The following is a 21,754-nucleotide window of genomic DNA, read 5'->3' as shown; positions in this document are numbered from 1 at the left end:
CATTGATCGGGTTTGCTGACCCATCAAGTGCAACGGGCAAGCCACATACAGACCTGCCTCGCGCTGACTTTGATGTGTGAACAGCGATCATTCACTGTCCAGATGCAAGGGAGAGATCACGCGACCGTCGCTTTGTGCCTCACCCAGCGTGGCGTCCACAAAGTAGACGCGCTCATCGGCCAGTTGGCCTTTGTCCACCAGGAAATCCTTGATGCGGCTGGCGCGCTCCTGCCCCAACTGACGTAACAGCACCTCACTTTTGCTCCAGAAGTCGATCAACGCGTCGCTCATTTTTTGCGCGCGCTCATCACGACTCAATTTCGCCCACTCGGCCGGCGGCTGCTGCTTGAGTCGGGTGCGATAGATGCCTTCGAGTAACGGGCCTTTCTCGTCATCAGGGACTTTAAGCAGTGACGCTTGCGCCGGCACTTTCTCGCCGCGGCGTTGCAGGATTTTGTAGTAGTTGTACTGGAATTCACGCTCCAGGCGTTCCTTGGCAATGAACGGGCCATCACTGCTTTGCGCGGCAGTGCCTTCAATCTCCAGGCGCAGCGCAGGGCGTTCCTTGAGCGCTGCAGCCAGGGTTGTCAGGGCTTTCTGGGCCTCAGGGCTCAGCTCGCTGGAGCCAGGCGCGAAGGACACGGTACCGAGGTCCTCGGCACCCCCACCGCTGATCAGCCCGCCAATGAACTTGAAGGGCGCTTGTGCTGCCCGCAGCACGAGATTGCGCAAGGTTTGCCACACAATTGGCATCACGCTGAACTGCGGGTTATTGAGGTCCCCCGTTACCGGAAGCTCGATGGAAATCTTGCCGTCGGTGTCCTTGAGCAATGCGATGGCCAGTTTAATGGGCAAATCCACGGCATCAGGGCTGTCGACCTTTTCCCCCAGTTGCAATTGTTCAACCACCAGTTTGTTCTCGGCCTTGAGCTGACCTTTGGTGATCAAATAGTGCAAATCCAGGTTCAGGCGACCCTTGCGGATCCGATACCCCGCGAATTTGCCGGAGTAGGGCGTCAGTGTGGTCAGTTCTACGCGTTTGAAGCTGGTGGCGATGTCCAGGCTCGCCATCGGATCGAAAGGATTGACGCTGCCTTTGATGGTGACAGGCGCGTAGCGGTCCACTTTACCGGCGATGTTGACGCTGGCCGGTTTGGCCTGTCGGCTATCAATGGTGCCAATCTGGCCGTTTAGCTGTTGAATCGCTGTCGCAAAGTTGGGGGTCAGGCTGAAGTCGGCAAAGTTAGCCGAACCGTCATTGATTGCGATGCCACCCACGTGAATGCCCAAAGGCTTGTCTTTGCCGGCCGCTGGTTTGGCGTCGGTTTTACTGGCGCTGCCAGCGGGTTGCGCAATCAACAGGTCATCAATGTTGGTGGTGCGATCATCGTTGATCATGAAGCGTACATACGGCTGTGCAACGTTGACCTTGGCGATGGACAGGCTGTCACCGTGTTGATAATTCAGCTTCTCCAGCCCCAGACGCTGCCACTTCAGGAAGTCGCGATCTTTCATGGTGTCGAGGGTGTGTAACTGAGCTATCTGTACGTTGCCCTGGACCGTGAAGGCCAGCGGGTCGATACGTTTAAGGTCAACGACGAGATCGCTGTCCAGCATGCCGCTGCGCAGCTCCAGACGGATAAACGGGTCGATGTAAGCCTGCGCCACCCGCAAGTCGATGTCTTGGGTGGTGACATTTAATCTGGCGCTGACCGGGTTCAGGTTCACGTCGCCGCTGGCGGTGAGCTTGCCTTGTTTACCGATGCCGGTATCCAGCTTGAGGCTGAAGGGTGACTGGTTCAGGCTGTCGAAGTTCTTCACGTTCAGATTCAACGGGCCTACTTCAAGCGCAACGGGTGTTTTGGGCACTTTGTCGGCCAGATGAACGCGGTAATCGCGCAGCTCCACGTCTTTGAGCAGCACTTGCCAAGGTTTGCTCGGTGCGACCGGTCCGGGCTTGGGGGCTTCAACTGTCACCGGGTCATTGGCTGTTGGCTTTGCCCGGCCAGCGGGCTGGCTGGCAAACAGTTTTTGCCAATCCAACTGTCCGTCTGCTTCGCGGGTAGCCCAGGTTTCAAGGTTCTTGCTGTTGATCTTGCCGACCACGACGTGTTGCTTGGCGAGATCGACTGTGGTGTCGCTGACATCAAGGCGCTCAAGGCGCGCCAGCGGACGGCCATCGGGCGCATTGAGCTTGAAGGGCGCGATGCTGGCCGAGGCATTGCTCAGGACCATCTCGGTTTCTTTAGCCAGGTTCAATGTGTAGTCGGTACTGAAATTGAGGACGCCGTCTTCCAGGACCAGCGGCAAGGCATCCCGAACATAAGGCCACCATACTTTCATTTTGCCATCAGTCACTTTGAGCGTGCCCTCGGACGCGATTGGCACAATGCTCAAGGTGCCGGTCCAGTCGATCCGGCCGCCTTCAGGGCCAGCTGCGACCAAAGTCATGTCCGCGTTGTCGTCAGGAAGCGTGCTGAGGTTTTTCAGCTCCACATTCATCGAGTCATACAAAAACTCGATTGGCTCGCTAGGCCGTACGTCAGCAAAGTGCAGATAGCCGTCCGCCAGCTTGATGCGATCGATGCGCAGCGGGAAAGGTTTGCTGTCAGGCGTGGCAGGTGTTGGTTCGCTGGCGGGGAGTTTGAACAGCTGCGTCAGGTTGAGCGTGCCATCCTTGCTGAACACCAATTCTGTCTTGGGCTTGTCGAGCTGCACGTCGGCAAGGTGCAAGGCTTTGGTCCACAGGCTGTCAGCCTGCAAATTGGTGTACAGGCGTTCGAATCCGACCTGCTCCTTGCCCGGTTCGCCTATCTTCAGCCCCCACAGCGTCAGCTCAAGGCTGAATGGGTTGAACTCAAGGCGATCAAGCCGGGCGGGGGTGGTGGCGTAGTTGGCCAATTGCTGGTTGATGATGCGCAAACCGATGCCGGGTACGATCAAAAAGCCGAGCAAGCTATAAAGTGCGAGGGCAGTCAGCACGGCGCCAATGGCGCGAATCAATCCTTTGGGCATGTGAGGCGTCGTCTATTACAGTCGGAGGTGCCTTGGAGTATGGCACGCGTTTCTGGTTCCGAGACGACCGCCTTATATTTGATCAGGGTATTACTGAGCAGGATGAGGGGCTTAGAACTGCAAGACCAACGTCTTGAGCGGTGGCTGGCGGTCCATTGACGGGAAGTCGCTGGCCGGGGTCAGCACCTGCCAGTCACGTACCGGGCGTCCCGCTTTTTCGGCACAACGCAGCACGTTTTCTCGCCAGTCGTCCATGCTGACTTTCGCCAGGTTGTTGCAGCAAATCAGCACACCGTCGGGCGCGGTGGTCAAAACGGCGGGTTTGAGCAGGCTTTGATAGTCACGCAGCAGGTCGACCGTGCCAAACGCACTTTTGGCCCAGGCGGGCGGGTCCAGCAAAACCAGATCGTATTCGCGTTGCTCCAGGCGCGGGTAAGCCGGCAGCTTGTGGCGACGCTGAATGATCGGCAAACCCGCCAGCTGGCGGATCGCTGCGAAATAGTCAGACTGCACAAATTTCATGCTGGGCAACGCCGGGTTCAACAGCCCGTTCTCGCGGCCCACGGCCAGATTACCTTCGGCAAAGTCCAGGTTGCAGACTTCGCTTGCGCCGCCTGCGGCAGCACTCAGGCCAACCCCGCAGGTGTAGGCGAACAAGTTGAGCACGCGTTTGCCAGCGCTGTGTTGTTTGACCCACCCGCGTGCGTTACGCAGATCAAGAAACAGCAACGGGTCCTGACCGGCATGGCGGCCGCGCACACGGTAGTTCAGCCCCCATTCATGGCCCACCAGGTCTTGCAGGGCGGCCTCGTCGGCGCGGTAGACCGTGTCTTCACGATCAATGCGGGAATTGCCCTGAGAGCGGTCGTTGTAGACCAGCAGCAGTTCCAGCCCCAAATGACGATTGATGGCTTCATGCAGTTGCAGCAAATCATCGCGCTCAAGACGCTGGTGGAAGCTTTGCACCAGCAGTTGCGGGCCGTAACGGTCGATGGTCAAGCCCCCGGCACCTTCCTGGCTGCCATGGAACAGGCGATAACAATCTGTGCCTTGAGCGTGCAGCTCGGCCAGCAAGTCGTGACGGTTATCGAGGGCGGCGCGCAGCGCCTGATTCAAGGAAGACATGCGTTGCGCCTTGGGGGACAGAGAAGGCGCGGGAGTTTACCAGAACAACGCGGGTGGTTTGGTGCAGGAGCGAGCAGGTTCGCTCCTGCGATGGGACGATAGTTACGCGCGCTCAATCGCCAGCGCTACACCCTGACCGCCACCGATGCAGAGGGTTGCGAGGCCTTTTTTGGCATCGCGCTTGAGCATTTCGTGGAGCAGGGTGACGAGGATTCGGCACCCTGACGCACCAATCGGGTGACCAATGGCAATGGCGCCACCGTTCACGTTGACCTTGCTTGCGTCCCAGTCCAGTTCTTTACCCACCGACAAGGCTTGGGCGGCGAACGCTTCGTTGGCTTCGATCAGGTCCAGTTGTGCCAGCGTCCAGCCTGCCTTGGCCAGGCAGCGTTGGGTCGCGCTCACTGGGCCGATACCCATGATGGCCGGGTCGACGCCTGCGTTGGCGTAGGCCGCGATTTTAGCCAGAACTGGCAAGCCCAGCGCCTGGGCTTTGTTCGCGCTCATCAGCATGACCGCTGCAGCGCCGTCATTGAGTGAGGATGCATTACCCGCCGTGACAGATCCGTCTTTTTTAAAGGCAGGGCGCAGTTTTGCCAGCGATTCAGCCGTTGTGCCCGCGCGCGGTTGTTCGTCCGTGGCGAAGGCAATCGGGTCACCTTTGCGCTGCGGGATCAATACGGGCGTGATTTCATCCACAAAGCGGCCGGTTTCGATGGCTTCAATGGCTTTTTGTTGAGAGGCAGCGGCAAACGCATCCTGAGCTTCACGGCTGATGCCGTACTTATCCACCAGGTTTTCGGCGGTTATACCCATGTGGTAATCGTTGAACGCATCCCACAAACCGTCGCTAATCATGGTGTCGACGATCTGACTGTGCCCCATGCGCAGGCCGGTACGGGCGCCGGGCACGATGTAGTTGGACAGGCTCATGTTCTCCTGGCCCCCGGCAATGATGACCTCGGCATCGCCGCAGCGAATGGCTTGCGCGGCAAGGTGCAACGCCTTGAGGCCAGATCCGCAGACCTTGTTCAAAGTCATCGCAGGTACGGCAAACGGTAAGCCGGCCTTGATTGCGGCCTGACGGGCCGGGTTCTGGCCGGCGCCGGCGGTCAGCACCTGGCCCATGATCACTTCATCAACGTGGGCACCGTCCAGGCCGGTCTGTTCCAGCAGTTGACGAATGACTGCCGCCCCCAGATCAACCGCAGGTACGTGGGCCAGTGAACCTTGGAAGCTGCCGACGGCAGTGCGAGTGGCGGCAACGATTACGACGTCTTGCATGGCGCGAATCCTCATTATTATTGGCGTGTGTCGCTCGGAATCAGGCGCGCATGGTGTCACAAATATCCTTGCCTGGTGTAGTCGCCGACCATGGCTGCGCGCGGCCGGGGCTGGTTCGCCAGCGTCATTTCCCGTTGGCTACCGGACTGTACGTGTCAGGTTATTCCCATTCGCCGTCGCGCCCTTTGCACGGAGCCATCACGCACGGCCCAGCGCAAAAGCGGGGCCGTGCGGTTCACGCTGGCGCGAATCAGCGTGCGCGTCATGGGACGTTGATACAGCCCCAACTGATCGCTGGCCCAATCGGGCAGCAAATCGATTCCGGCCTGCATCATTAGGGCGCCAAACGGCTTGGCCAGCACGCTGGGAGAGGGGGCATCCAGCAGCAGGCGAATGACTTCATGGCTGCGCGCGTCACATAACAATTGGGGACGAACCTGTTGCAGGTAATCAGCGATTTGCTGGCGCGAGCGCGGCACATCCTTCGCGCCCAGTCGCTCAGCGACCACAGCAATTTCGTCGTAGTACCGGTCTTGATCCGCGACTGACAAATAGGGGTTTCGGTAGCGTAAATGCGCGGCCAGAAAGTTGCTGACCTCCGCGACATGCACCCACGTCAGCAATGCAGGGTCGCTGGCGGCATAAGGGCGGCCATCGAGGCCAGTGCCCGTGACCTGCTCGTGAATGGTGCGCACCTTGTCGATCAGCCAGTCGGCGTCTGCCGTCGAGCCAAACGTGGTGCCGGAAATGAACTGCCCGGTGCGACGCAGCCGCCCCAGCATGTCCTGTCTGAAATTGGAGTGATCCCATACCCCGGCAAGCGCCAACGGGTGCAAGGCTTGCAGCATCAAAGCGCTGATGCCGCCAATCAGCATGCTGGTGAAATCACCATGCACTTGCCAACTGATGGAATCGGGGCCAAACAGGCCGGGATCGCCTTTGGGGTTTTCGAGGTCCAGCTGGCCGAGTGAAAGCCCGGTCAGGCTCATGATTTGACGTTCGATGGGGCGACGGATGATGTCCATGTTGCCTCGGTTGTGCCAGCCAGTCGGGGTGACTGGCTGGCGCTCAATCAACCGCGATGGCGACCGCGGAAATAATTGATCAGGCCTTGGGTCGAAGCGTCATCGGCCGGCTCTTCCAGGCTGCCGGTGAGGCGGTAGTAGACGCCCTTGCCCAGCTCTTTGCCCAACTCTACGCCCCATTGGTCGAAGGCGTTGATGCCCCAGATCACGCTTTGCACGAACACTTTGTGCTCGTACAGCGCAACCAGTGCGCCGAGGCGGCGAGGGCTGATGCGTTCGACCACCAGGGTGTTGCTCGGGCGGTTGCCCGGGATCACCTTGTGCGGCGCGAGTTTTTGCACCTGCTCTTCTGGCATGCCTTTTTCGCGCAGCTCGGCCTCGGCTTCTTCGCGGGTTTTACCCAGCATCAGGGCCTGGCTTTGGGACAGGCAGTTGGCATACAGCCACTGATGGTGGTCGGCGACCGGATTGAAGCTGACAATCGGCACGATAAAGTCGGCCGGAATCAGTTGGGTGCCTTGGTGCAGCAACTGGTGATACGCGTGCTGGCCGTTGCAGCCCACACCGCCCCAGATCACGGGGCCTGTGTCGGTCGACACGGGCGTGCCGTCCTGGCGCACGCTCTTGCCATTGGACTCCATGTCCAATTGTTGCAAGTGCTTGGTGATGTTACGCAAGTAGTGGTCGTACGGCAGGATCGCGTGACTCTGTGCGCCCCAGAAGTTGCCGTACCAGACGCCCAGCGCGGCCATCAGCACGGGCATGTTTTGCTCGAACGGAGCGTTCTGGAAGTGCTGGTCCATGCTGTAGGCGCCGGACAGCAATTCCTTGAAGTTGGACATGCCGATGGCCAGCGCGATGGGCAAGCCGATAGCCGACCACAGCGAATAACGACCGCCGACCCAATCCCACATCGGGAAAATGTTTTCTTCGCGAATACCGAACGCGACCGCCGCTTCGTTGTTGCTCGACACCGCAATGAAGTGGCGATGCAGTTCAGCTTCGGAGCCGCCTTGCGCCAGATACCAGGCGCGGGAGGCTTGGGCGTTCTTCAGGGTTTCGAGGGTGTTGAACGATTTGGACGAAACAATGAACAGGGTGGTTTCGGCGCGGATCTTGTGCGACAGCTCGTGGAATTCACTGCCGTCGATATTCGCCAGGTAATGGCAGCGAACACCTTTTTGCGCGTAGGACAACAGCGCTTCGGACACCAGCTCTGGGCCCAGGAACGAGCCGCCGATACCGATGTTCACAATGTCGGTGATGGGCTTTTCGGTATAACCTCGCCACAGGCCTTCATGAATGCGACCGACCAGTTCGGTCATCTTGTTCAGGACTTTATGCACCTCGGGCATGATGTCCGCGCCATTGACCGAGAGCTTGTCGGCCACCGGGCGACGCAGTGCCGTGTGCAAGGCCGGACGGCCTTCGGAGGCGTTGACGATTTCGCCCGAGAACAACGATTTGATTGCACCCTTGAGGTCGACTTCGTTGGCCAGATCGACCAGCAGCGAGCGGGTTTCGTTGGTGATCAGGTTTTTCGAGTAGTCCAGGAACAGCCCGCAGCTGCTCAGGGTGAAATCTTCAAAACGTTTGGGGTTGCTGTTAAACGCGTCGCGCATGCTGAAATGTTGCATGCCGGCGCGGTGTTGCTTCAACGCTTGCCAAGCGGGCAGAGCGGTAACGTCATGAGGAGTGCGGTAGTACGCCATCGCTGCGGATATCCTTTTTTGCTTGAACTGCCTGTTGGACACTGAAAACACCGAATCCTCCACATTAAAGACGGGTGGACTGCGGTTCGCCTGCTTAAACGCATCAGACACAAGCAGGGCGATCACATTAACCCTAGTGCCTGCATCTGTCTCGGCTTTGTCTGACACGTAGCGGTAACTTTTGTCACCGCTACGTGACTTCAGGTGAAACGTTTCAGTGTTTTTGTCTCGATTGCGAGGCCTTTATCGCCCGTGGCTCACAGTGCGTTATCAAGATTAAAATGCACGTTATCGATCAGGCGGGTAGTGCCCAGGAAGGCGGCTACCAGAATCACCAGGTCGCGATCACTGACGTCGGCTGGCAGCAACGTCGATGCGTGGCGAACTTCAAGGTAATCCACACGCAGCCCGAGCGCTTCCAGTTGAGCGGCGTGTTGGCTGGACAAGGCCAGATAGTCGCGCTCGCCGTTCTGGATGGCCGTGGCCATTTCGCGCAGGTGGCGATACAAGGCCGGGGCCAGCGCTCGCTGTTCTTCGCTCAGGTAGCCATTGCGCGACGACAGGGCCAGACCATCTTCGGCGCGCACCGTGGGCTCTCCGATGAGTTGAATGGGCATGTTCAGGTCATGCACCATCGCCCGGATGACGGCCAGTTGCTGATAGTCCTTTTGCCCAAAGATCGCCAGGTCAGGCTGAACCATGTTGAACAGTTTGCTGACCACTGTGGTAACACCGTCAAAGTGCCCCGGGCGACGGCTGCCGCACAGCTCGTTGCTCAAGGCGGCAGCGGTGACGCGGGTCAGACCCTGCATGCCGTGGGGGTACATTTCTTCTACGGTCGGGGCGAAAAGCAGGTTACAGCCCGCTTGCAGGAGTTTTTCCTGATCGGCGGCGAGCGTGCGCGGGTAGGTGTCGAGGTCTTCGTTGGCCCCGAACTGCAGCGGGTTCACGAAAATACTGGCCACGACGAAATCGACCTGCTGGGCTGCTTTCGTGACCAGTGCCGCGTGGCCGCTGTGCAGGTTGCCCATGGTCGGGACAAGGCCGATTTGCTTGCCTTCACTGCGGGCGCGGGCGACAGCTGCACGCAGCTCGCGGACGGTTTTAACAGTGTTCATGCAGAGAATCCGTGTTCGGCGCCAGGAAAGCTGACGGCTTTGACTTCGGTCACATAAGCGCTGAGCGCCGATTGTATGTCTGGCTGGCCTGTCATGAAGTTCTTCACGAACTTGGGTACACGCCCGGTGAGGGACAGGCCGAGCATGTCATGCAGTACCAGCACCTGGCCGTCAGTGTCGCTGCCAGCGCCAATCCCGATAACCGGGATCTTTACCGCGTGGGTGATTTCTTTCGCCAGCTCGCTCGGAACGCACTCAAGCAGCAACATGGCGGCACCCGCCTGTTCAAGGGCGATGGCATCTGCACGCATCTGGCGCGCCTGGTTTTCATTGCGGCCCTGAACCTTGTAACCGCCCAACACGTTAACGGTTTGTGGCGTCAGGCCCATGTGGGCACACACGGGAATGCCGCGTTCGGTCATCAGGCGAATGGACTCGGCCAACCAGACAGCGCCCTCGACTTTGACCATGTGCGCACCCGCTTTCATCAGCTGGGCGCTGTTGTTCAGGCTTTGCTCAAGGGTGGCGTTTGCCATGAACGGCATGTCGGCGAGAATCAGGGCGTCCTGATTGCCGCGTTTGACGCAGGCCACGTGGTAGGCCATCTCGTCATTAGTAACTGGCAGTGTGCTGTCATGCCCTTGCAGGACCATGCCCAAGGAGTCGCCCACCAGTAACACTTCAACGCCAGCCTGATTGCAGGCGTGCGCGAAGGTGGCGTCATAGCACGTCAGCATGGTGATTTTTTCACCTTTTTGCTTAAGGCTTTGCAGGGTGGTCAGGGTGATAGCTGGCATGAAAAGGATCCTCGTCAGGCAGTGCGATAACCACTGCGAGTCACGCGCGTGATTCATCGTTATAAGCAGGCGCACCTTTAAAGCGGTGCTTTGAATGCCGGCTTTTCACATTGCGCCGCCGGGTAGGCGGCAGCGGGATGCCTATAGTCGTGACGAGCACACGGGAAGTCAATTAGAGGTGTTACCGCGTGAGTGTTACCGCGGTTATTGATTCGATTCAGCGCCAGGAGCGAGGCGCTCAAGACCGACATATGGGCAGTCGTTCAAGAGCTGTTGCAGGCTGCGGCCATCGGCCAGGGTCAGCGAGGCGGGGGCCAGTTCGGCAAGGGGGTACAGCACGAACGGACGAGCGTGCATATGGTAATGCGGGACTTTGAGACGCGGTTCGTCAATCAGGCGATCGCCAAACAGCAGGATGTCGAGGTCGAGGGTGCGCGGCCCCCAGCGCTCAAGGCGCTCGCGGCCTTGATCCGTTTCTATGGCTTGCAGCGCATCGAGCAATGCAAGCGGCGCCAGGTTGGAGTCGATGGCGGCCACGGCATTGGTGTAGCGCGGCTGCCCCGGCAGTAACGAATCGCTTTGGTAGAAGGCTGACACCCCGACCCAGCGGGATTGAGGCAGGTGCGCGAGCGCTTCGACAGCGCTGCGCAGTTGTTCGGCCGGGTCAGCCAGATTGCTGCCCATTCCAATGTAGATGCGTTCCATCACTTACTCGTCAGCGCCTGCGCTGCGTTTACGCTTGTTGGCGCCTGTGCGTCGGCGTTTGCGGGGCGCTGGGCCCGTGCCGTCATCCTTGGCGTTGCTCAAGTCACGGATCATGTCGCGGCGACCGCTGTCGTTGGCGTCTTGATAATCGGTCCACCACTCGCCCAGGCCGTTTGTCTGCTCGCCTGCGCTTTCACGCAACAGCAAAAAGTCGTAACCGGCACGGAAACGCGGGTTGTCGAGCAGCATGTCGGCGCGTTTGCCACTGCGACGCGGCAAGCGCTCCTGCATGTCCCAGATTTCGCGAATGGGCAGGGTGAAGCGTTTAGGAATGGCGATGCGCTGGCATTGTTCGCTGATAAGCTCGTGTGCGGCTTCCTGCATGGCAGGAATAGGCGGCATGCCTTGGTCCTGCAGGCGCAGAACACGCGCTGGCAGTGCAGGCCACAGCAGGGCGGCAAACAGGAACGCCGGGGTCACCGGTTTGCCCTGTTTGATCCGCAGGTCCGTGTTGCGCAAGGCTTCGCTGATCAGGGTGTGGGTATACGTCGGGTTGTGTTCCAGTGCTTCGGCGCTGGCCGGGAACAGTGGATCGAACAACTCAAGGTCAACCAGCATTTCGAATGTGTCAGAAGCATTCCCCGAGAGGAACAGCTTGAGCACTTCTTCGAACAGTCGCGCAGACGGGATTTCGCGCAGCATGGGGGCCAGATCGCGAATCGGCGCCGCTGTGTGCTTCTCGATGCCGAAGTCGAGTTTGGCGGCAAAGCGCACGGCTCGCAGCATGCGCACGGGGTCTTCCTGATAGCGCTGTTGCGGGTCGCCAATCAGGCGCAGCAAGCGATTGCGGATGTCGTGTACACCGTTGGCGTAATCGAGAATGCGTTCGCTGACCGGGTCGTAATACAGGGCATTGATCGTGAAGTCGCGACGCTGGGCGTCTTCTTCCAGTGTGCCGTATACGTTGTCGCGCAAAATGCGCCCGCTTTCGTTACGCGAGGACTGATTGCTGTCTTCCTCTTCGTCATTTTGCGGGTGATTGGCGCGGAAAGTGGCGACCTCAATGATCTCGCGACCAAAGTGGATGTGTACCAGCTTGAAGCGTCGGCCGATGATGCGCGCATTACGGAATTCCGCACGCACTTGTTCAGGCGTGGCGCTGGTGGCGACGTCAAAGTCTTTGGGGGTGATGTTGAGCAACATGTCGCGTACACAGCCGCCAACCAGGTAAGCCTGATAACCGGCGTTTTGCAGACGCTCGACAATGTTGACCGCGTAACGGCTGAACTGGGCACGTTGCAGCGAGTGTTGGCTGCTGTTGAGCACTTCTGGGGTGCTGCGCAGTTGTTGCGTACGACGCTTGGGAGAACGGAATGACTGGAACAGCTTCTTCAGCATGGGATGCACTGTTTGAAGGAATGTTCGGCCAAAACGAAGAATGACCGCATGATGGGCGGGGATTCTAGCATTTAGTCAGGGGATGGTGTAGGACGCTTAACCTGTCGATTGCCACGCACGCTCAGAACCTGCGCAAGAGGGCCGTGTTAGAGAGGCTAAATGATTTTGTCGAATCGCAGGAACCACAAGGGGAGCCGAAGCTCCCCCAGAATTAGTTGCGTGCTCTATTTTTATTATTGGTTGCGGGCTTCTTGTTTTTGTTGATCGCCCTGGTTACCCGGGTTTGCCGGTGTAACCCTCCCAATCGGGAGATAAGAGCAAACGGATTGCTTTGGTCGCTGTGTTGATGTGATCCATGATCCAACTAGTTCAGGGTCTGCTTTACATGCAGTTTTTGTTGTTCTCTGCCTAGTCGTGGGGCAAGCCCCAATGACAACACCTCTCCAAAAGAATCAGTTAGCTGCGCCTCCGCCGTGTTGTTTTTGTTATGCGTGAGCCGATACGTCTTATTTTTATTGTGTGTTGCTGTGATTCTTATTGTTCTTGTACGAATACATATAGCAGGTGTCGTGCCAACTTTTGCCAGGCCCAGCAAACGCGGGGCTTTTCCCGCATTTCACCTTTTTCAGGCCAAAAAAAAGCCGGGTCTTCGTTACCGTAAGACCCGGCATTTGTTACGTGTTTAGCGTGAGGTAACAGTTTTTTCACGTGAGTGAGTGTTACCTGAAGCGTTACCCCTCGCTGGCAACCCCTGTTTTCCTGCGCGGGATGCCCAGGCGCTGGCGGCGTTCCCACAGGCATTTACGGCTGACACCCAGTTTGCGAGCCAGCTCGGTTTCAGTCATGTGATCCTGATGCTCCAGCACGAAATGCTGGAAGTAGTCTTCCAGTGACAAATCTTCGGTCGGGTCCAGGCTGGTGTTACCGCTGCTGATGCTCTGTTGTGGGGCAAGACCGATAAAGTCGTCGTCTTGTAGATCACTCAGCTCGATATCGATGCCCAGCAAGTCGGCGGAAATTTCCGGGCTTTCGCACAGAATCACCGCGCGCTCTACAGCGTTCTCCAGTTCACGCACGTTACCTGGCCAGGCGTAATGTCGAATGGCTTGTTCGGCGTCCGCCCCGAATTTCAGGTCGGTGCGGCCCACGCGGGCGCTTTGGCGGGCAAGGAACGCGTGGGCGATCTCGTTGACGTCTGCGCCACGTTCTCGCAGCGCGGGCAACTTGAGCGCAATCACGTGCAGGCGGTAGTACAGGTCTTCGCGGAACTGGCCGATCTTGGCGAGGCTTTTAAGGTCACGGTGAGTCGCGGCAATCAGGCGTACATCGACCTTTTGAGACTGCACCGACCCTACGCGGCGGATTTCGCCTTCCTGAAGCACCCGCAGCAAGCGCGCCTGGGCTTCGAGGGGCAGTTCACCGATCTCGTCAAGGAACAGGGTGCCGCCATCCGCCGCCTCGACCAACCCGGCCCGGCCCGCGCTGGCGCCCGTGAACGCGCCTTTTTCATGGCCGAACAGTTCCGATTCGATCAGTGATTCAGGAATCGCCGCACAGTTAACCGAGATCATCGGTGCCTTGGCACGCTTGGACAGGTTGTGCAGGGCACGGGCCACCAGCTCTTTACCCGTACCTGATTCGCCTTGAATCAATACGTTGGAGTCTGTGGGGGCCACTTTGCGGATCTTGCTGTACAGGTCCTGCATGGGCGGGCAAGAGCCAATGATGCCGATTTCGCCATTACTGTTATCCACAGCATTTTTGTCAGCAGCCGCAGCTTTGGCCGGGCGCTCGACGGACTGGCTCTCGGCGTTCTGACGATCACGCAAAATGCGCGCGACCGCTTGCAGCATTTCGTCGTGATCGAAGGGTTTGGCGATGTAATCGACCGCGCCCATTTTCATCGAGTCGACGGCCGAGCGCAGGCTGGCGTAACTGGTCATGATCAGCACCGGCTTGCCTTCTCCGAGCTTGATCAGCTCGGTGCCTGGCGCGCCCGGCAGGCGCAGGTCGCTGACAATCAGGTCGAACGAGGGAATGCTGAAACGCTCCTGCGCTTCCTGCACCGAGCCCGCTTCGCTGACTTGGTACTGATTACGCTCCAACAAGCGGCGCAACGCGGAGCGGATGATGGTTTCGTCTTCGACGATCAAAATATGCGGCATTGATTCGGTTCTCTCGACGGTCTCAGTTCACAGCGGACGTCGCTTCGACATGGCGCGGTAGTGTCACCCGGATACGGGTTCCGCGCTGGCTTTGAATGTCAGCCGGGCTGTCGATGGTGATTTGTCCATAATGCTCTTCAACGATGGAATAGACCAGTGCAAGGCCCAGACCGGTGCCTTCGCCAGGGTCCTTGGTGGTGAAGAAAGGTTCGAACAGACGGTCCATGATGTTCTTCGGAATGCCCGATCCTTCGTCTTCGACGATCAGGTCGACGGTGTGTTCGCTGGCTTCCGTCTTGACCCGTACCGCACTGCCGGCCGGGCAGGCGTCACGGGCGTTGGACAGCAAGTTGATCAGCACCTGCGCCAGTCGCTGCGGATCGCCGTCGACCCAATGATCGGGGTCGCACAGGTTGTAAAACTGCACTTCAAAGTTGCGCCGGTTCAATGCCAGCAGACCGATGGCATCCTGTGCGACTTCGGCCAGGCACACGGGTTCGTCATTGTGTTGATGGCTGCCTGCGTGGGCAAAGCTCATCAAGGACTGCACGATGCGCGAGATGCGTTTGGTCTGTTCGAGTATTTGGCTGCTGATTTCCGTCAGCTCGCTATCGTCTTCGCGTTCTTCGCGCAGGTTTTGCGCCAGGCAGGCAATACCGGTCACCGGGTTGCCGATTTCATGGGCCACGCCCGCAGCAAGGCGACCGATGCTGGCCAGTCGTTCGGAGTGCACCAGTTTGTCTTCGAGCATCTGGGTTTCGGTCAGGTCTTCCACCAGCAGGACGAGGCCGCTGTTGCCGGGCGCCAAGGGCTCATCAATCGCCGCCTTGTGCAAGTTCAGCCAGCGCGTCTGTCCATCCAGTGCCAAGTGCTGTTTGTGCAGGTGCTCATCCGGCAGTTCGATAAAACCTTGCAACAGCTGGCGCCACGGATCGCCCAATGTGTTCAGACGCGAGCCCACGACCCGTTGCGCCGCAATGCCGGTCAATTCTTCCATGGCTTTGTTCCACATCAGGATCTCTTGATCCTTGGCCAGTGAGCACACGCCCATCGGGAGTTCTTGCAGGGTCTGGCGGTGATAGCGGCGCAGGGCATCGAGTTCGGCTGCCAGCCCGGTCAGGCGCGAATGGTAGTCCTCAAGCCGGCTTTCGATGAAGTGGATGTCTTCGGTGACGTAATTTTCGCCACCCGACTTGTAGGGCAAAAAGGTTTCAACCATGTCCTGCGCAACACTGGGGCCCATCAGGCCCGAGAGGTTGGCTTCGATGCGATCGCGCAGGCGGCGCAGGGCGTAAGGTCGGCGTTCATCGAAGGGCAGGTACAAGTCGCGCAAGGCTTGCTCGACTTCTTTTTGCGCAGCCTTGGCGCCTAACGGTTTGGCCAGTTGCGTGGCGAACTCTTGCGGTGAGGCCGCGTGCAGTTCACGCCGTTGCGGGCGACGCACATTGTCCACCGCGCAGGCTTCAGCTGCGCTGGCTTCTTCGGTGCTGGCGTTGGTGAACAGGGAAATCAGGGTGAACATCAGGACGTTGGCCGCCAGCGACGCGATGGCCGCCATGTGCCAGCTGGTGTCATCCAGCACGTAAATCATGTCCAGCCACGGGATGTAGAAGCCCTGGAAATTGCCGATCAGCGGAAACAACATGCTGACCATCCACACCACGATTCCGGCCAGCAAACCGGCAATGAACCCCCGGCGATTGGCGGTCGGCCAATACAACACGGAGAGCACGCCCGGCAAAAACTGCAGCGTCGCCACAAACGCGACGATGCCGAGGTTAGCCAGATCCTGCTCAGCGCCCAGCAGCAGGTAAAAGCCATAGCCGGCCATGATGATGGCTACGATCAGTGCGCGGCGGGTCCACTTCAGCCAGCGGTAAATATTGCCTTCGGCCGGTGGCTGGTAAAGCGGCAGTACCAGGTGGTTCAGGGCCATGCCTGAGAGTGCCAGCGTGGTCACGATGATCAGCCCGCTAGACGCCGACAGCCCGCCGATATACGCCAGCAAGGCCAGAGATTTACTGTTGGCTGCGATCCCGATGCCGAGCGTGAAGTATTCCGGGTTGGTAGTAGCGCCCAGTTTGAGTCCGGCCCACAGAATCAGCGGCACTGCGAGGCTCATCAGCAGCAAGAACAGCGGCAGGCCCCAGCTGGCGCTGACCAGAGCCCGTGGGTTGAGGTTTTCAGTGAAGGTCATGTGATACATGTGCGGCATCACGATGGCCGAGGCAAAAAACACCAGCAACAGCGTGCGCCACGGGCCTTCTTGAAGCGGTGTGTGCAACGAGGCCAGTGCGGTCTGATTTTGCTGCAACCACACTTCGAGCTGTTGCGGGCCGTCGAAGACCCCGTACAGCGCATAAAGGCCCACGCCACCAATGGCGGCCAGTTTGATCACGGATTCGAAGGCAATGGCAAACACCAGTCCTTCATGTTTCTCGCGGGTCGCAATATGCCGTGAGCCGAAGAAAATGGTGAACAGCGTGATCATCGCGCAGAAGCTGAGGGCTACGCGATGCTGCACCGGCTCACGGGTGAGAATGCTGATGGAGTCCGCCACGGCCTGGATTTGCAAGGCCAGCAGCGGTAACACGCCGATCAGCATAAAAATAGTGGTCAACGCGCCCGCCCAAGTGCTGCGAAAGCGAAACGCAAACAAGTCGGCAAGGGAAGACAGTTGGTAGGTACGAGTGATCTTCAGGATCGGGTAAAGCAGCACGGGCGCCAGTAGAAAGGCGCCCGAGACTCCGAGGTAACTGGAGAGAAAGCCGTAGCCGTATTCGTAGGCTAGGCCGACGGTGCCGTAAAAGGCCCATGCGCTGGCGTAAACGCCCAGTGACAGGGTGTAAGTCAGCGGGTGACGGATGATCGCGCGCGGGATCATGCCCCGTTCGCTGATCCACGCCACGCCAAACAGCACCAGCAGGTAAGCGGCGCTGACGAGCACCATCTGGGTCAGGCTAAAGCTCATCGGCATCTTTTTGGCTCTGCAGAATAAAGGTCACCACGATCAGAATCAGCCAGAGCAGATAAGGCCGGTACCAGGCGCCCGTCGCGTTGATCCACCAATCCATGATGGCGGGGGAAAACAGGTAGATCCCGACAACCAGCAACAGGACCAATCGATAGATATACATCCCGCCCTCACTTAACGGGCCGCATGCCCCAAAAACGTGCGGCGATGGTAACGGATGGCTGGCAACCTGCAAGGGCTGTCAGCGTAAATGCGCTTCTTGCAGGGTGTGGGTGCGCGGTATCAGCGCGGCGTCCCAGTGCGCTATTGCCCAGTCTAGAACCTGGCGCGGACTCGCGTGCTCCAGACGGTCGTCAGTCGGTTGGCCCAGCGTGCGCAAGGCGCGTAGTAACAAGGGTGTGGCTTGCTCGGGCGTCAGTGCAGGCGAACGGTAGGATTTGCCGAGTTTGTGGCCATCGGGTTGCACGATGAGCGGCACGTGCAAGTAGCGCGGCTGCGACAGGCCGAGCAACTCTTGCAGGTAGAGCTGGCGCGGTGTGGAGTCCAGCAAATCGGCACCGCGCACGATATCGGTCACACCTTGGGCGGCATCATCGAGTACGACGGCCAGTTGATAGGCGTAAAGCCCGTCACGGCGACGGATGATGAAATCCCCCACGTCGCGGCCCAGGTGTTGGCGGTACTCACCCTGGACGCGATCCGTAAAGGCATATTCCAGTTCCGGGACCCGCACGCGGATGGCGGCGTTTTCCATGGAGTGGCCGGCGTTACGGCAGAACCCCGGATAGACGCCGTTATACCCTTCAAGTTGTTTGCGCGAGCAGGTACAGGCATAGGCCAGGCCTTGGCTGAACAGGCGCTCTACAACGTGGGCGTAGGCGTCATGACGATCGCTCTGCCGGATCCATTCACCGTCCCACTCAAAACCATAGCGGTGCAGCGCTTCAATAATCGCGGCTTGGGCACCGGGCATCTCGCGGGGGGGATCAAGGTCTTCCATGCGCAATAACCAGCGGCCACCTGCCGAGCGGGCGTCCAGATAGGAGGCAAGGGCTGCGACCAGTGAGCCAAAGTGCAAATGACCGCTGGGGGTAGGGGCAAAGCGCCCGATGTAGGAGGGGGATGATGCAGCCGTCATGGCATGGATCCTGTAACCGCTGGCGCTAGGTGCGAAGTGCGAGGGAAGGCCGTTGTGCTCGTATCTTCAGGGCGCCTGACCGCTGTTGCAGTGTCAGCAGGGCAGTGCTGTGTGAGCACGCTTCAGAAACGAAAACGGGGCGTTCGCACGCCCCGTTTGGTCAAGCCGGCGATTACTTGCCGACTTGTTTTTCCTTGATTTCAGCCAAGGTTTTGCAGTCTACGCACATGTCAGCGGTTGGGCGTGCTTCAAGACGGCGGATACCGATCTCGACACCACAGGACTCGCACCAGCCGTATTCTTCGTCTTCGATCAATTGCAGCGTCTTGTCGATTTTCTTGATCAGCTTGCGCTCGCGGTCGCGGGCACGCAGTTCCAGGCTGAATTCTTCTTCCTGGCTAGCGCGGTCGGCCGGGTCAGGAAAGTTTGCCGCTTCGTCTTTCATGTGATCAACGGTGCGGTCGACTTCCTGCATCAAGTCCTGTTTCCACTTTTGCAGAATCTTGGTGAAGTGTTTGCGCATGGGCTCGCCCATGTACTCTTCACCCGTCTTTTCAACGTAGGGCTCGAAGCCGCTAAGCGTTTGAGTATTCTGTTGCTTTGCTTCTGTGGGCATGAAATGGACCGCCTCTCATTCTTCTAATCCATTGCGCAGGATTGCAACATCACCGACACCTGCCGGCCCTGCGGCTGCAAGCGGCCGAACTTACCAGATCAAATCGGGCCGCGCTACTCCCTGTTGTCTGGCCTGTTGCCGGTGTTTGTGCACAAACCCTGTAGTGCTTGAGATTAATGGCTGAATATTAAATTTAGTCGAGCTATGACCGGAGCTTGCGCCGTTTGGTTCTACCGGGGCGGCCGCTAAGACCTTATTTAGCTCTCCCTCTTGCGTGGGCTTGGGTAGAATCGGCCTTTTGCTCACTCAGGAAGGCAGGCTCATGGCTCAGTCTTACAGTGCGCGCAGTCGCGCAATCGAACCGTTCCACGTCATGGCATTGTTGGCGCGTGCCAATGAATTGCAAGCGGCGGGCCATGATGTGATTCATCTGGAGATCGGTGAGCCTGACTTCACCACAGCCGAGCCCATTATCGCGGCCGGGCAGGCGGCGCTGGCAGCGGGCAAAACCCGCTATACCGCGGCCCGCGGGCTGCCTGAGCTGCGCGAAGCCCTATCAGGTTTCTATCAGCAGCGTTACGGGCTGAGCATTGATCCTGGCCGCATTCTGATAACCCCCGGCGGTTCTGGTGCACTGCTTTTAGCCAGCAGCCTGCTGGTCGATCCGGGAAAACACTGGCTACTTGCCGATCCGGGCTACCCCTGTAACAGACACTTCCTGCGCTTGGTGGAAGGCGCTGCCCAGTTGGTGCCGGTCGGCCCGGAGGTGCGTTATCAACTGACCGCTGATTTGGTGGACCGCCATTGGGATCAGGACAGTGTGGGCGCGCTGGTGGCTTCGCCTGCCAACCCGACGGGCACGCTGCTCAGCCGTGATGAACTGGCCTCGCTGTCGGCGGCCATCAAGGCGCGTAACGGGCATTTGGTGGTGGACGAGATTTATCACGGTCTGACGTACGGCTGTGAGGCGCCGAGTGTGCTGGAAGTGGATGACAGCGCCTTTGTGCTGAACAGCTTTTCCAAATACTTCGGCATGACCGGCTGGCGCCTGGGCTGGCTGGTGGCTCCACCCGAAGCCGTCGCGGACCTCGAAAAGCTGGCGCAGAACCTCTACATCAGCGCCCCGAGCATGGCGCAATACGCCGCGTTGGCGTGTTTCAAACCCGAGACGTTGGCCATTCTCGAAGCGCGTCGGGCCGAGTTTGGCCGCCGTCGTGACTTCTTGCTGCCCGCCTTGCGCGAGCTGGGCTTCAAGATTGCGGTCGAGCCTGAAGGCGCGTTTTACCTGTATGCAGACATCAGTGCGTTTGGCGGCGATGCCTTCGCGTTCTGCCGCCACTTTCTAGAAACCCAACATGTCGCCTTCACGCCCGGTCTTGATTTCGGTCGTTTTCAGGCCGGCCATCACGTGCGTTTTGCTTACACCCAAAGCCTGCCGCGTTTGCAGGAAGCGGTAGAGCGCATTGCCCGTGGACTACAGAGCTGGAACCGCTGATGCAGTTTTCTCCCGCGTTGGAAGAGGGACGTTTGATCAAGCGCTACAAGCGTTTTTTGGCAGATATCGAAACGGTTAACGGTGAGTTGATGACCATTCACTGCCCTAACACCGGTTCCATGCTCAATTGCATGGTCGAGGGCGGGCAGGTCTGGTTCAGTCGCTCCAATGACCCCAAGCGCAAGTTGCCGGGGACGTGGGAAATCAGTGAAACCCCGCAAGGCCGGTTGGCCTGCGTCAACACCGGCCGTGCCAATCGCTTGGTCGAAGAAGCCCTGCTGGCCGGGGTGATCACTGAACTCAACGGCTTTACGGCGCTTAAGCGTGAAGTGGCGTATGGCCAGGAAAAAAGCCGGATTGATTTCCGTCTCGAATACCCCGACGGCTTTGCCTTTGTTGAGGTCAAAAGCGTGACCCTGGGGTTTGACGGCACATCCATCGCTGCTTTTCCGGATGCGGTGACGCAACGCGGTGCCAAACACTTACGAGAACTTGAGAGTTTGGCCCGCGACGGCGTGCGCGCAGTGCAGCTGTATTGCGTCAATCTCACTGGTATTGATGCCTTAAGGCCGGCTGCAGAGATTGATTCCGGCTATGCCGCCGCCTTAAAAGAGGCGGTCGCAGCGGGCGTGCAGGTGTTGGCCTATGGCGTAAGCCTGACACCTGATGCTGTACGAGTGGACCGCCGTTTAGCGGTCATCCTCTGACATTTCAAGGCTGAGCCAGATGCCTTGGCTGTCTTCGTGGCAGTCAAGGCCGGTTAGAAATTGCCCGGCGCAAGGCCCGGCCACGCACTCGCCGGACTCGATCAAGAACAGGGCCGCGTGGGTGGCGCATTTAATCAGGCTGGCGCTGTCGTCAAGAAACTGGTCGGGCTGCCACTCCAGGCGGACACCCCGGTGCGGGCAGCGGTTTTTGTAGGCATAGACCCGGCCCTCACGTCGCACGACAAGCACGTCTGATTCGTCTATTTGAAAACTGCGACTGTTGCCTTCTTTCAAGTCCTCAGAGGGGCATAACCACTTCATGGCAATCCTTAATGGCTGCTGATACTCGCGTAGATGACGCGGGTGACAGGGTGTTTATAGGTTGACGTGCAAATGCAAACAATTATCAAATGGCTGGCTGCTCCGCGATCTGCTGTGTCCACGGCGCGGGATTTTACTGTTCCCGCTGACCCACTTATT

Annotated in this window: 17 protein-coding genes; 2 read left to right on the top strand and 15 right to left on the bottom strand. The window is 58.8% G+C overall.

The window, feature by feature from the left end; genetic code table 11:
- Nucleotides 1-87 precede the first annotated feature (87 nt).
- From IF654_RS19260 to dksA, 14 genes are all read right to left on the bottom strand, one after another.
- Entirely contained in the window at nucleotides 88-3,015 is a 2,928-nt protein-coding gene (locus IF654_RS19260) for a DUF748 domain-containing protein (RefSeq protein WP_094988241.1), read from the bottom strand.
- Nucleotides 3,016-3,126: 111 nt separating this feature from the next.
- Nucleotides 3,127-4,140, bottom strand: coding sequence for a class I SAM-dependent rRNA methyltransferase (locus IF654_RS19255; protein ID WP_094988242.1), 1,014 nt, complete (start codon nucleotides 4,138-4,140; stop codon nucleotides 3,127-3,129).
- A gap of 102 nt (nucleotides 4,141-4,242) precedes the next feature.
- Nucleotides 4,243-5,424: an acetyl-CoA C-acetyltransferase gene (locus tag IF654_RS19250; RefSeq protein ID WP_047277511.1), complete on the bottom strand. Its 1,182-nt coding sequence runs from the start codon at nucleotides 5,422-5,424 to the stop codon at nucleotides 4,243-4,245.
- Between the two features lie 155 nt (nucleotides 5,425-5,579).
- Entirely contained in the window at nucleotides 5,580-6,449 is an 870-nt protein-coding gene (locus IF654_RS19245; RefSeq protein ID WP_047283049.1) for an oxygenase MpaB family protein, read from the bottom strand.
- 47 nt (nucleotides 6,450-6,496) lie between these two features.
- Nucleotides 6,497-8,161, bottom strand: a complete 1,665-nt coding sequence (gene pgi, locus IF654_RS19240; protein WP_047277507.1) for a glucose-6-phosphate isomerase — start codon at nucleotides 8,159-8,161, stop codon at nucleotides 6,497-6,499.
- A 257-nt stretch (nucleotides 8,162-8,418) separates the two neighbouring features.
- Nucleotides 8,419-9,279, bottom strand: coding sequence for a pantoate--beta-alanine ligase (gene panC / locus IF654_RS19235; protein WP_194862145.1), 861 nt, complete (start codon nucleotides 9,277-9,279; stop codon nucleotides 8,419-8,421).
- Entirely contained in the window at nucleotides 9,276-10,076 is an 801-nt protein-coding gene (panB, locus tag IF654_RS19230) for a 3-methyl-2-oxobutanoate hydroxymethyltransferase (RefSeq protein WP_047277503.1), read from the bottom strand. Before panB ends, panC begins: the two co-directional genes overlap by 4 nt.
- A 204-nt stretch (nucleotides 10,077-10,280) precedes the next feature.
- Complete coding sequence (gene folK, locus IF654_RS19225; RefSeq protein ID WP_047277501.1) at nucleotides 10,281-10,781, bottom strand: 2-amino-4-hydroxy-6-hydroxymethyldihydropteridine diphosphokinase; 501 nt, start codon at nucleotides 10,779-10,781, stop codon at nucleotides 10,281-10,283.
- Nucleotides 10,782-10,784: 3 nt separating this feature from the next.
- On the bottom strand, nucleotides 10,785-12,179 hold the full coding sequence (locus tag IF654_RS19220) for a polynucleotide adenylyltransferase PcnB (protein WP_094989005.1): 1,395 nt from the start codon (nucleotides 12,177-12,179) through the stop codon (nucleotides 10,785-10,787).
- 731 nt (nucleotides 12,180-12,910) lie between these two features.
- Entirely contained in the window at nucleotides 12,911-14,344 is a 1,434-nt protein-coding gene (locus IF654_RS19215; protein WP_047277496.1) for a sigma-54-dependent transcriptional regulator, read from the bottom strand.
- A gap of 22 nt (nucleotides 14,345-14,366) precedes the next feature.
- Nucleotides 14,367-17,321, bottom strand: coding sequence for a sensor histidine kinase (locus IF654_RS19210; protein WP_162199717.1), 2,955 nt, complete (start codon nucleotides 17,319-17,321; stop codon nucleotides 14,367-14,369).
- Nucleotides 17,305-17,481 carry a hypothetical protein gene (locus IF654_RS19205; protein ID WP_047277492.1) on the bottom strand — a complete coding sequence of 59 codons (177 nt, stop codon included), beginning with the start codon at nucleotides 17,479-17,481 and terminating at the stop codon, nucleotides 17,305-17,307. The genes IF654_RS19210 and IF654_RS19205 overlap by 17 nt, the downstream gene beginning before the upstream one ends.
- 78 nt (nucleotides 17,482-17,559) lie before the next feature.
- The gene (gene gluQRS / locus IF654_RS19200; protein WP_094988246.1) at nucleotides 17,560-18,456 is read right to left on the bottom strand and encodes a tRNA glutamyl-Q(34) synthetase GluQRS; all 897 of its coding nucleotides are present in this window, start codon (nucleotides 18,454-18,456) and stop codon (nucleotides 17,560-17,562) included.
- A gap of 172 nt (nucleotides 18,457-18,628) precedes the next feature.
- Nucleotides 18,629-19,072 (bottom strand): RNA polymerase-binding protein DksA, encoded by a 444-nt coding sequence (dksA, locus tag IF654_RS19195; protein ID WP_047281243.1) that lies wholly within the window; start codon nucleotides 19,070-19,072, stop codon nucleotides 18,629-18,631.
- Between the two features lie 322 nt (nucleotides 19,073-19,394).
- On the opposite strand from dksA, the gene IF654_RS19190 reads away from it, so the two are divergent.
- Nucleotides 19,395-20,567, top strand: coding sequence for a pyridoxal phosphate-dependent aminotransferase (locus IF654_RS19190; protein WP_048377122.1), 1,173 nt, complete (start codon nucleotides 19,395-19,397; stop codon nucleotides 20,565-20,567).
- Complete coding sequence (gene sfsA / locus IF654_RS19185; RefSeq protein WP_194862146.1) at nucleotides 20,567-21,274, top strand: DNA/RNA nuclease SfsA; 708 nt, start codon at nucleotides 20,567-20,569, stop codon at nucleotides 21,272-21,274. Before IF654_RS19190 ends, sfsA begins: the two co-directional genes overlap by 1 nt.
- Here sfsA and IF654_RS19180 read toward each other — a convergent pair.
- Nucleotides 21,257-21,595 (bottom strand): Rieske (2Fe-2S) protein, encoded by a 339-nt coding sequence (locus IF654_RS19180; protein ID WP_194862147.1) that lies wholly within the window; start codon nucleotides 21,593-21,595, stop codon nucleotides 21,257-21,259. The two genes, sfsA and IF654_RS19180, sit on opposite strands and share 18 nt — an antisense overlap.
- Nucleotides 21,596-21,754 lie beyond the last annotated feature (159 nt).

Origin of the sequence: Pseudomonas lundensis, from assembly GCF_015377145.2 — a bacterium.
Classification (GTDB): Bacteria; Pseudomonadota; Gammaproteobacteria; order Pseudomonadales; family Pseudomonadaceae; genus Aquipseudomonas; species Aquipseudomonas lundensis.
The sequence above is the reverse complement of the archived record's forward strand: the minus strand, read 5'-3'. Positions and strand labels throughout refer to the sequence as shown.

Excerpts from the sequence above, each read along its gene's own strand:
- IF654_RS19260 (WP_094988241.1), bottom strand. The coding sequence starts at position 3,015 with ATGCCCAAAGGATTGATTCGCGCCATTGGCGCCGTGCTGACTGCCCTC.
- IF654_RS19255 (WP_094988242.1), bottom strand. The coding sequence starts at position 4,140 with ATGTCTTCCTTGAATCAGGCGCTGCGCGCCGCCCTCGATAACCGTCAC.
- IF654_RS19250 (WP_047277511.1), bottom strand. The coding sequence starts at position 5,424 with ATGCAAGACGTCGTAATCGTTGCCGCCACTCGCACTGCCGTCGGCAGC.
- IF654_RS19245 (WP_047283049.1), bottom strand. The coding sequence starts at position 6,449 with ATGGACATCATCCGTCGCCCCATCGAACGTCAAATCATGAGCCTGACC.
- pgi (WP_047277507.1), bottom strand. The coding sequence starts at position 8,161 with ATGGCGTACTACCGCACTCCTCATGACGTTACCGCTCTGCCCGCTTGG.
- panC (WP_194862145.1), bottom strand. The coding sequence starts at position 9,279 with ATGAACACTGTTAAAACCGTCCGCGAGCTGCGTGCAGCTGTCGCCCGC.
- panB (WP_047277503.1), bottom strand. The coding sequence starts at position 10,076 with ATGCCAGCTATCACCCTGACCACCCTGCAAAGCCTTAAGCAAAAAGGT.
- folK (WP_047277501.1), bottom strand. The coding sequence starts at position 10,781 with ATGGAACGCATCTACATTGGAATGGGCAGCAATCTGGCTGACCCGGCC.
- IF654_RS19220 (WP_094989005.1), bottom strand. The coding sequence starts at position 12,179 with ATGCTGAAGAAGCTGTTCCAGTCATTCCGTTCTCCCAAGCGTCGTACG.
- IF654_RS19215 (WP_047277496.1), bottom strand. The coding sequence starts at position 14,344 with ATGCCGCATATTTTGATCGTCGAAGACGAAACCATCATCCGCTCCGCG.
- IF654_RS19210 (WP_162199717.1), bottom strand. The coding sequence starts at position 17,321 with ATGCCGATGAGCTTTAGCCTGACCCAGATGGTGCTCGTCAGCGCCGCT.
- IF654_RS19205 (WP_047277492.1), bottom strand. The coding sequence starts at position 17,481 with ATGTATATCTATCGATTGGTCCTGTTGCTGGTTGTCGGGATCTACCTG.
- gluQRS (WP_094988246.1), bottom strand. The coding sequence starts at position 18,456 with ATGACGGCTGCATCATCCCCCTCCTACATCGGGCGCTTTGCCCCTACC.
- dksA (WP_047281243.1), bottom strand. The coding sequence starts at position 19,072 with ATGCCCACAGAAGCAAAGCAACAGAATACTCAAACGCTTAGCGGCTTC.
- IF654_RS19190 (WP_048377122.1), top strand. The coding sequence starts at position 19,395 with ATGGCTCAGTCTTACAGTGCGCGCAGTCGCGCAATCGAACCGTTCCAC.
- sfsA (WP_194862146.1), top strand. The coding sequence starts at position 20,567 with ATGCAGTTTTCTCCCGCGTTGGAAGAGGGACGTTTGATCAAGCGCTAC.
- IF654_RS19180 (WP_194862147.1), bottom strand. The coding sequence starts at position 21,595 with ATGAAGTGGTTATGCCCCTCTGAGGACTTGAAAGAAGGCAACAGTCGC.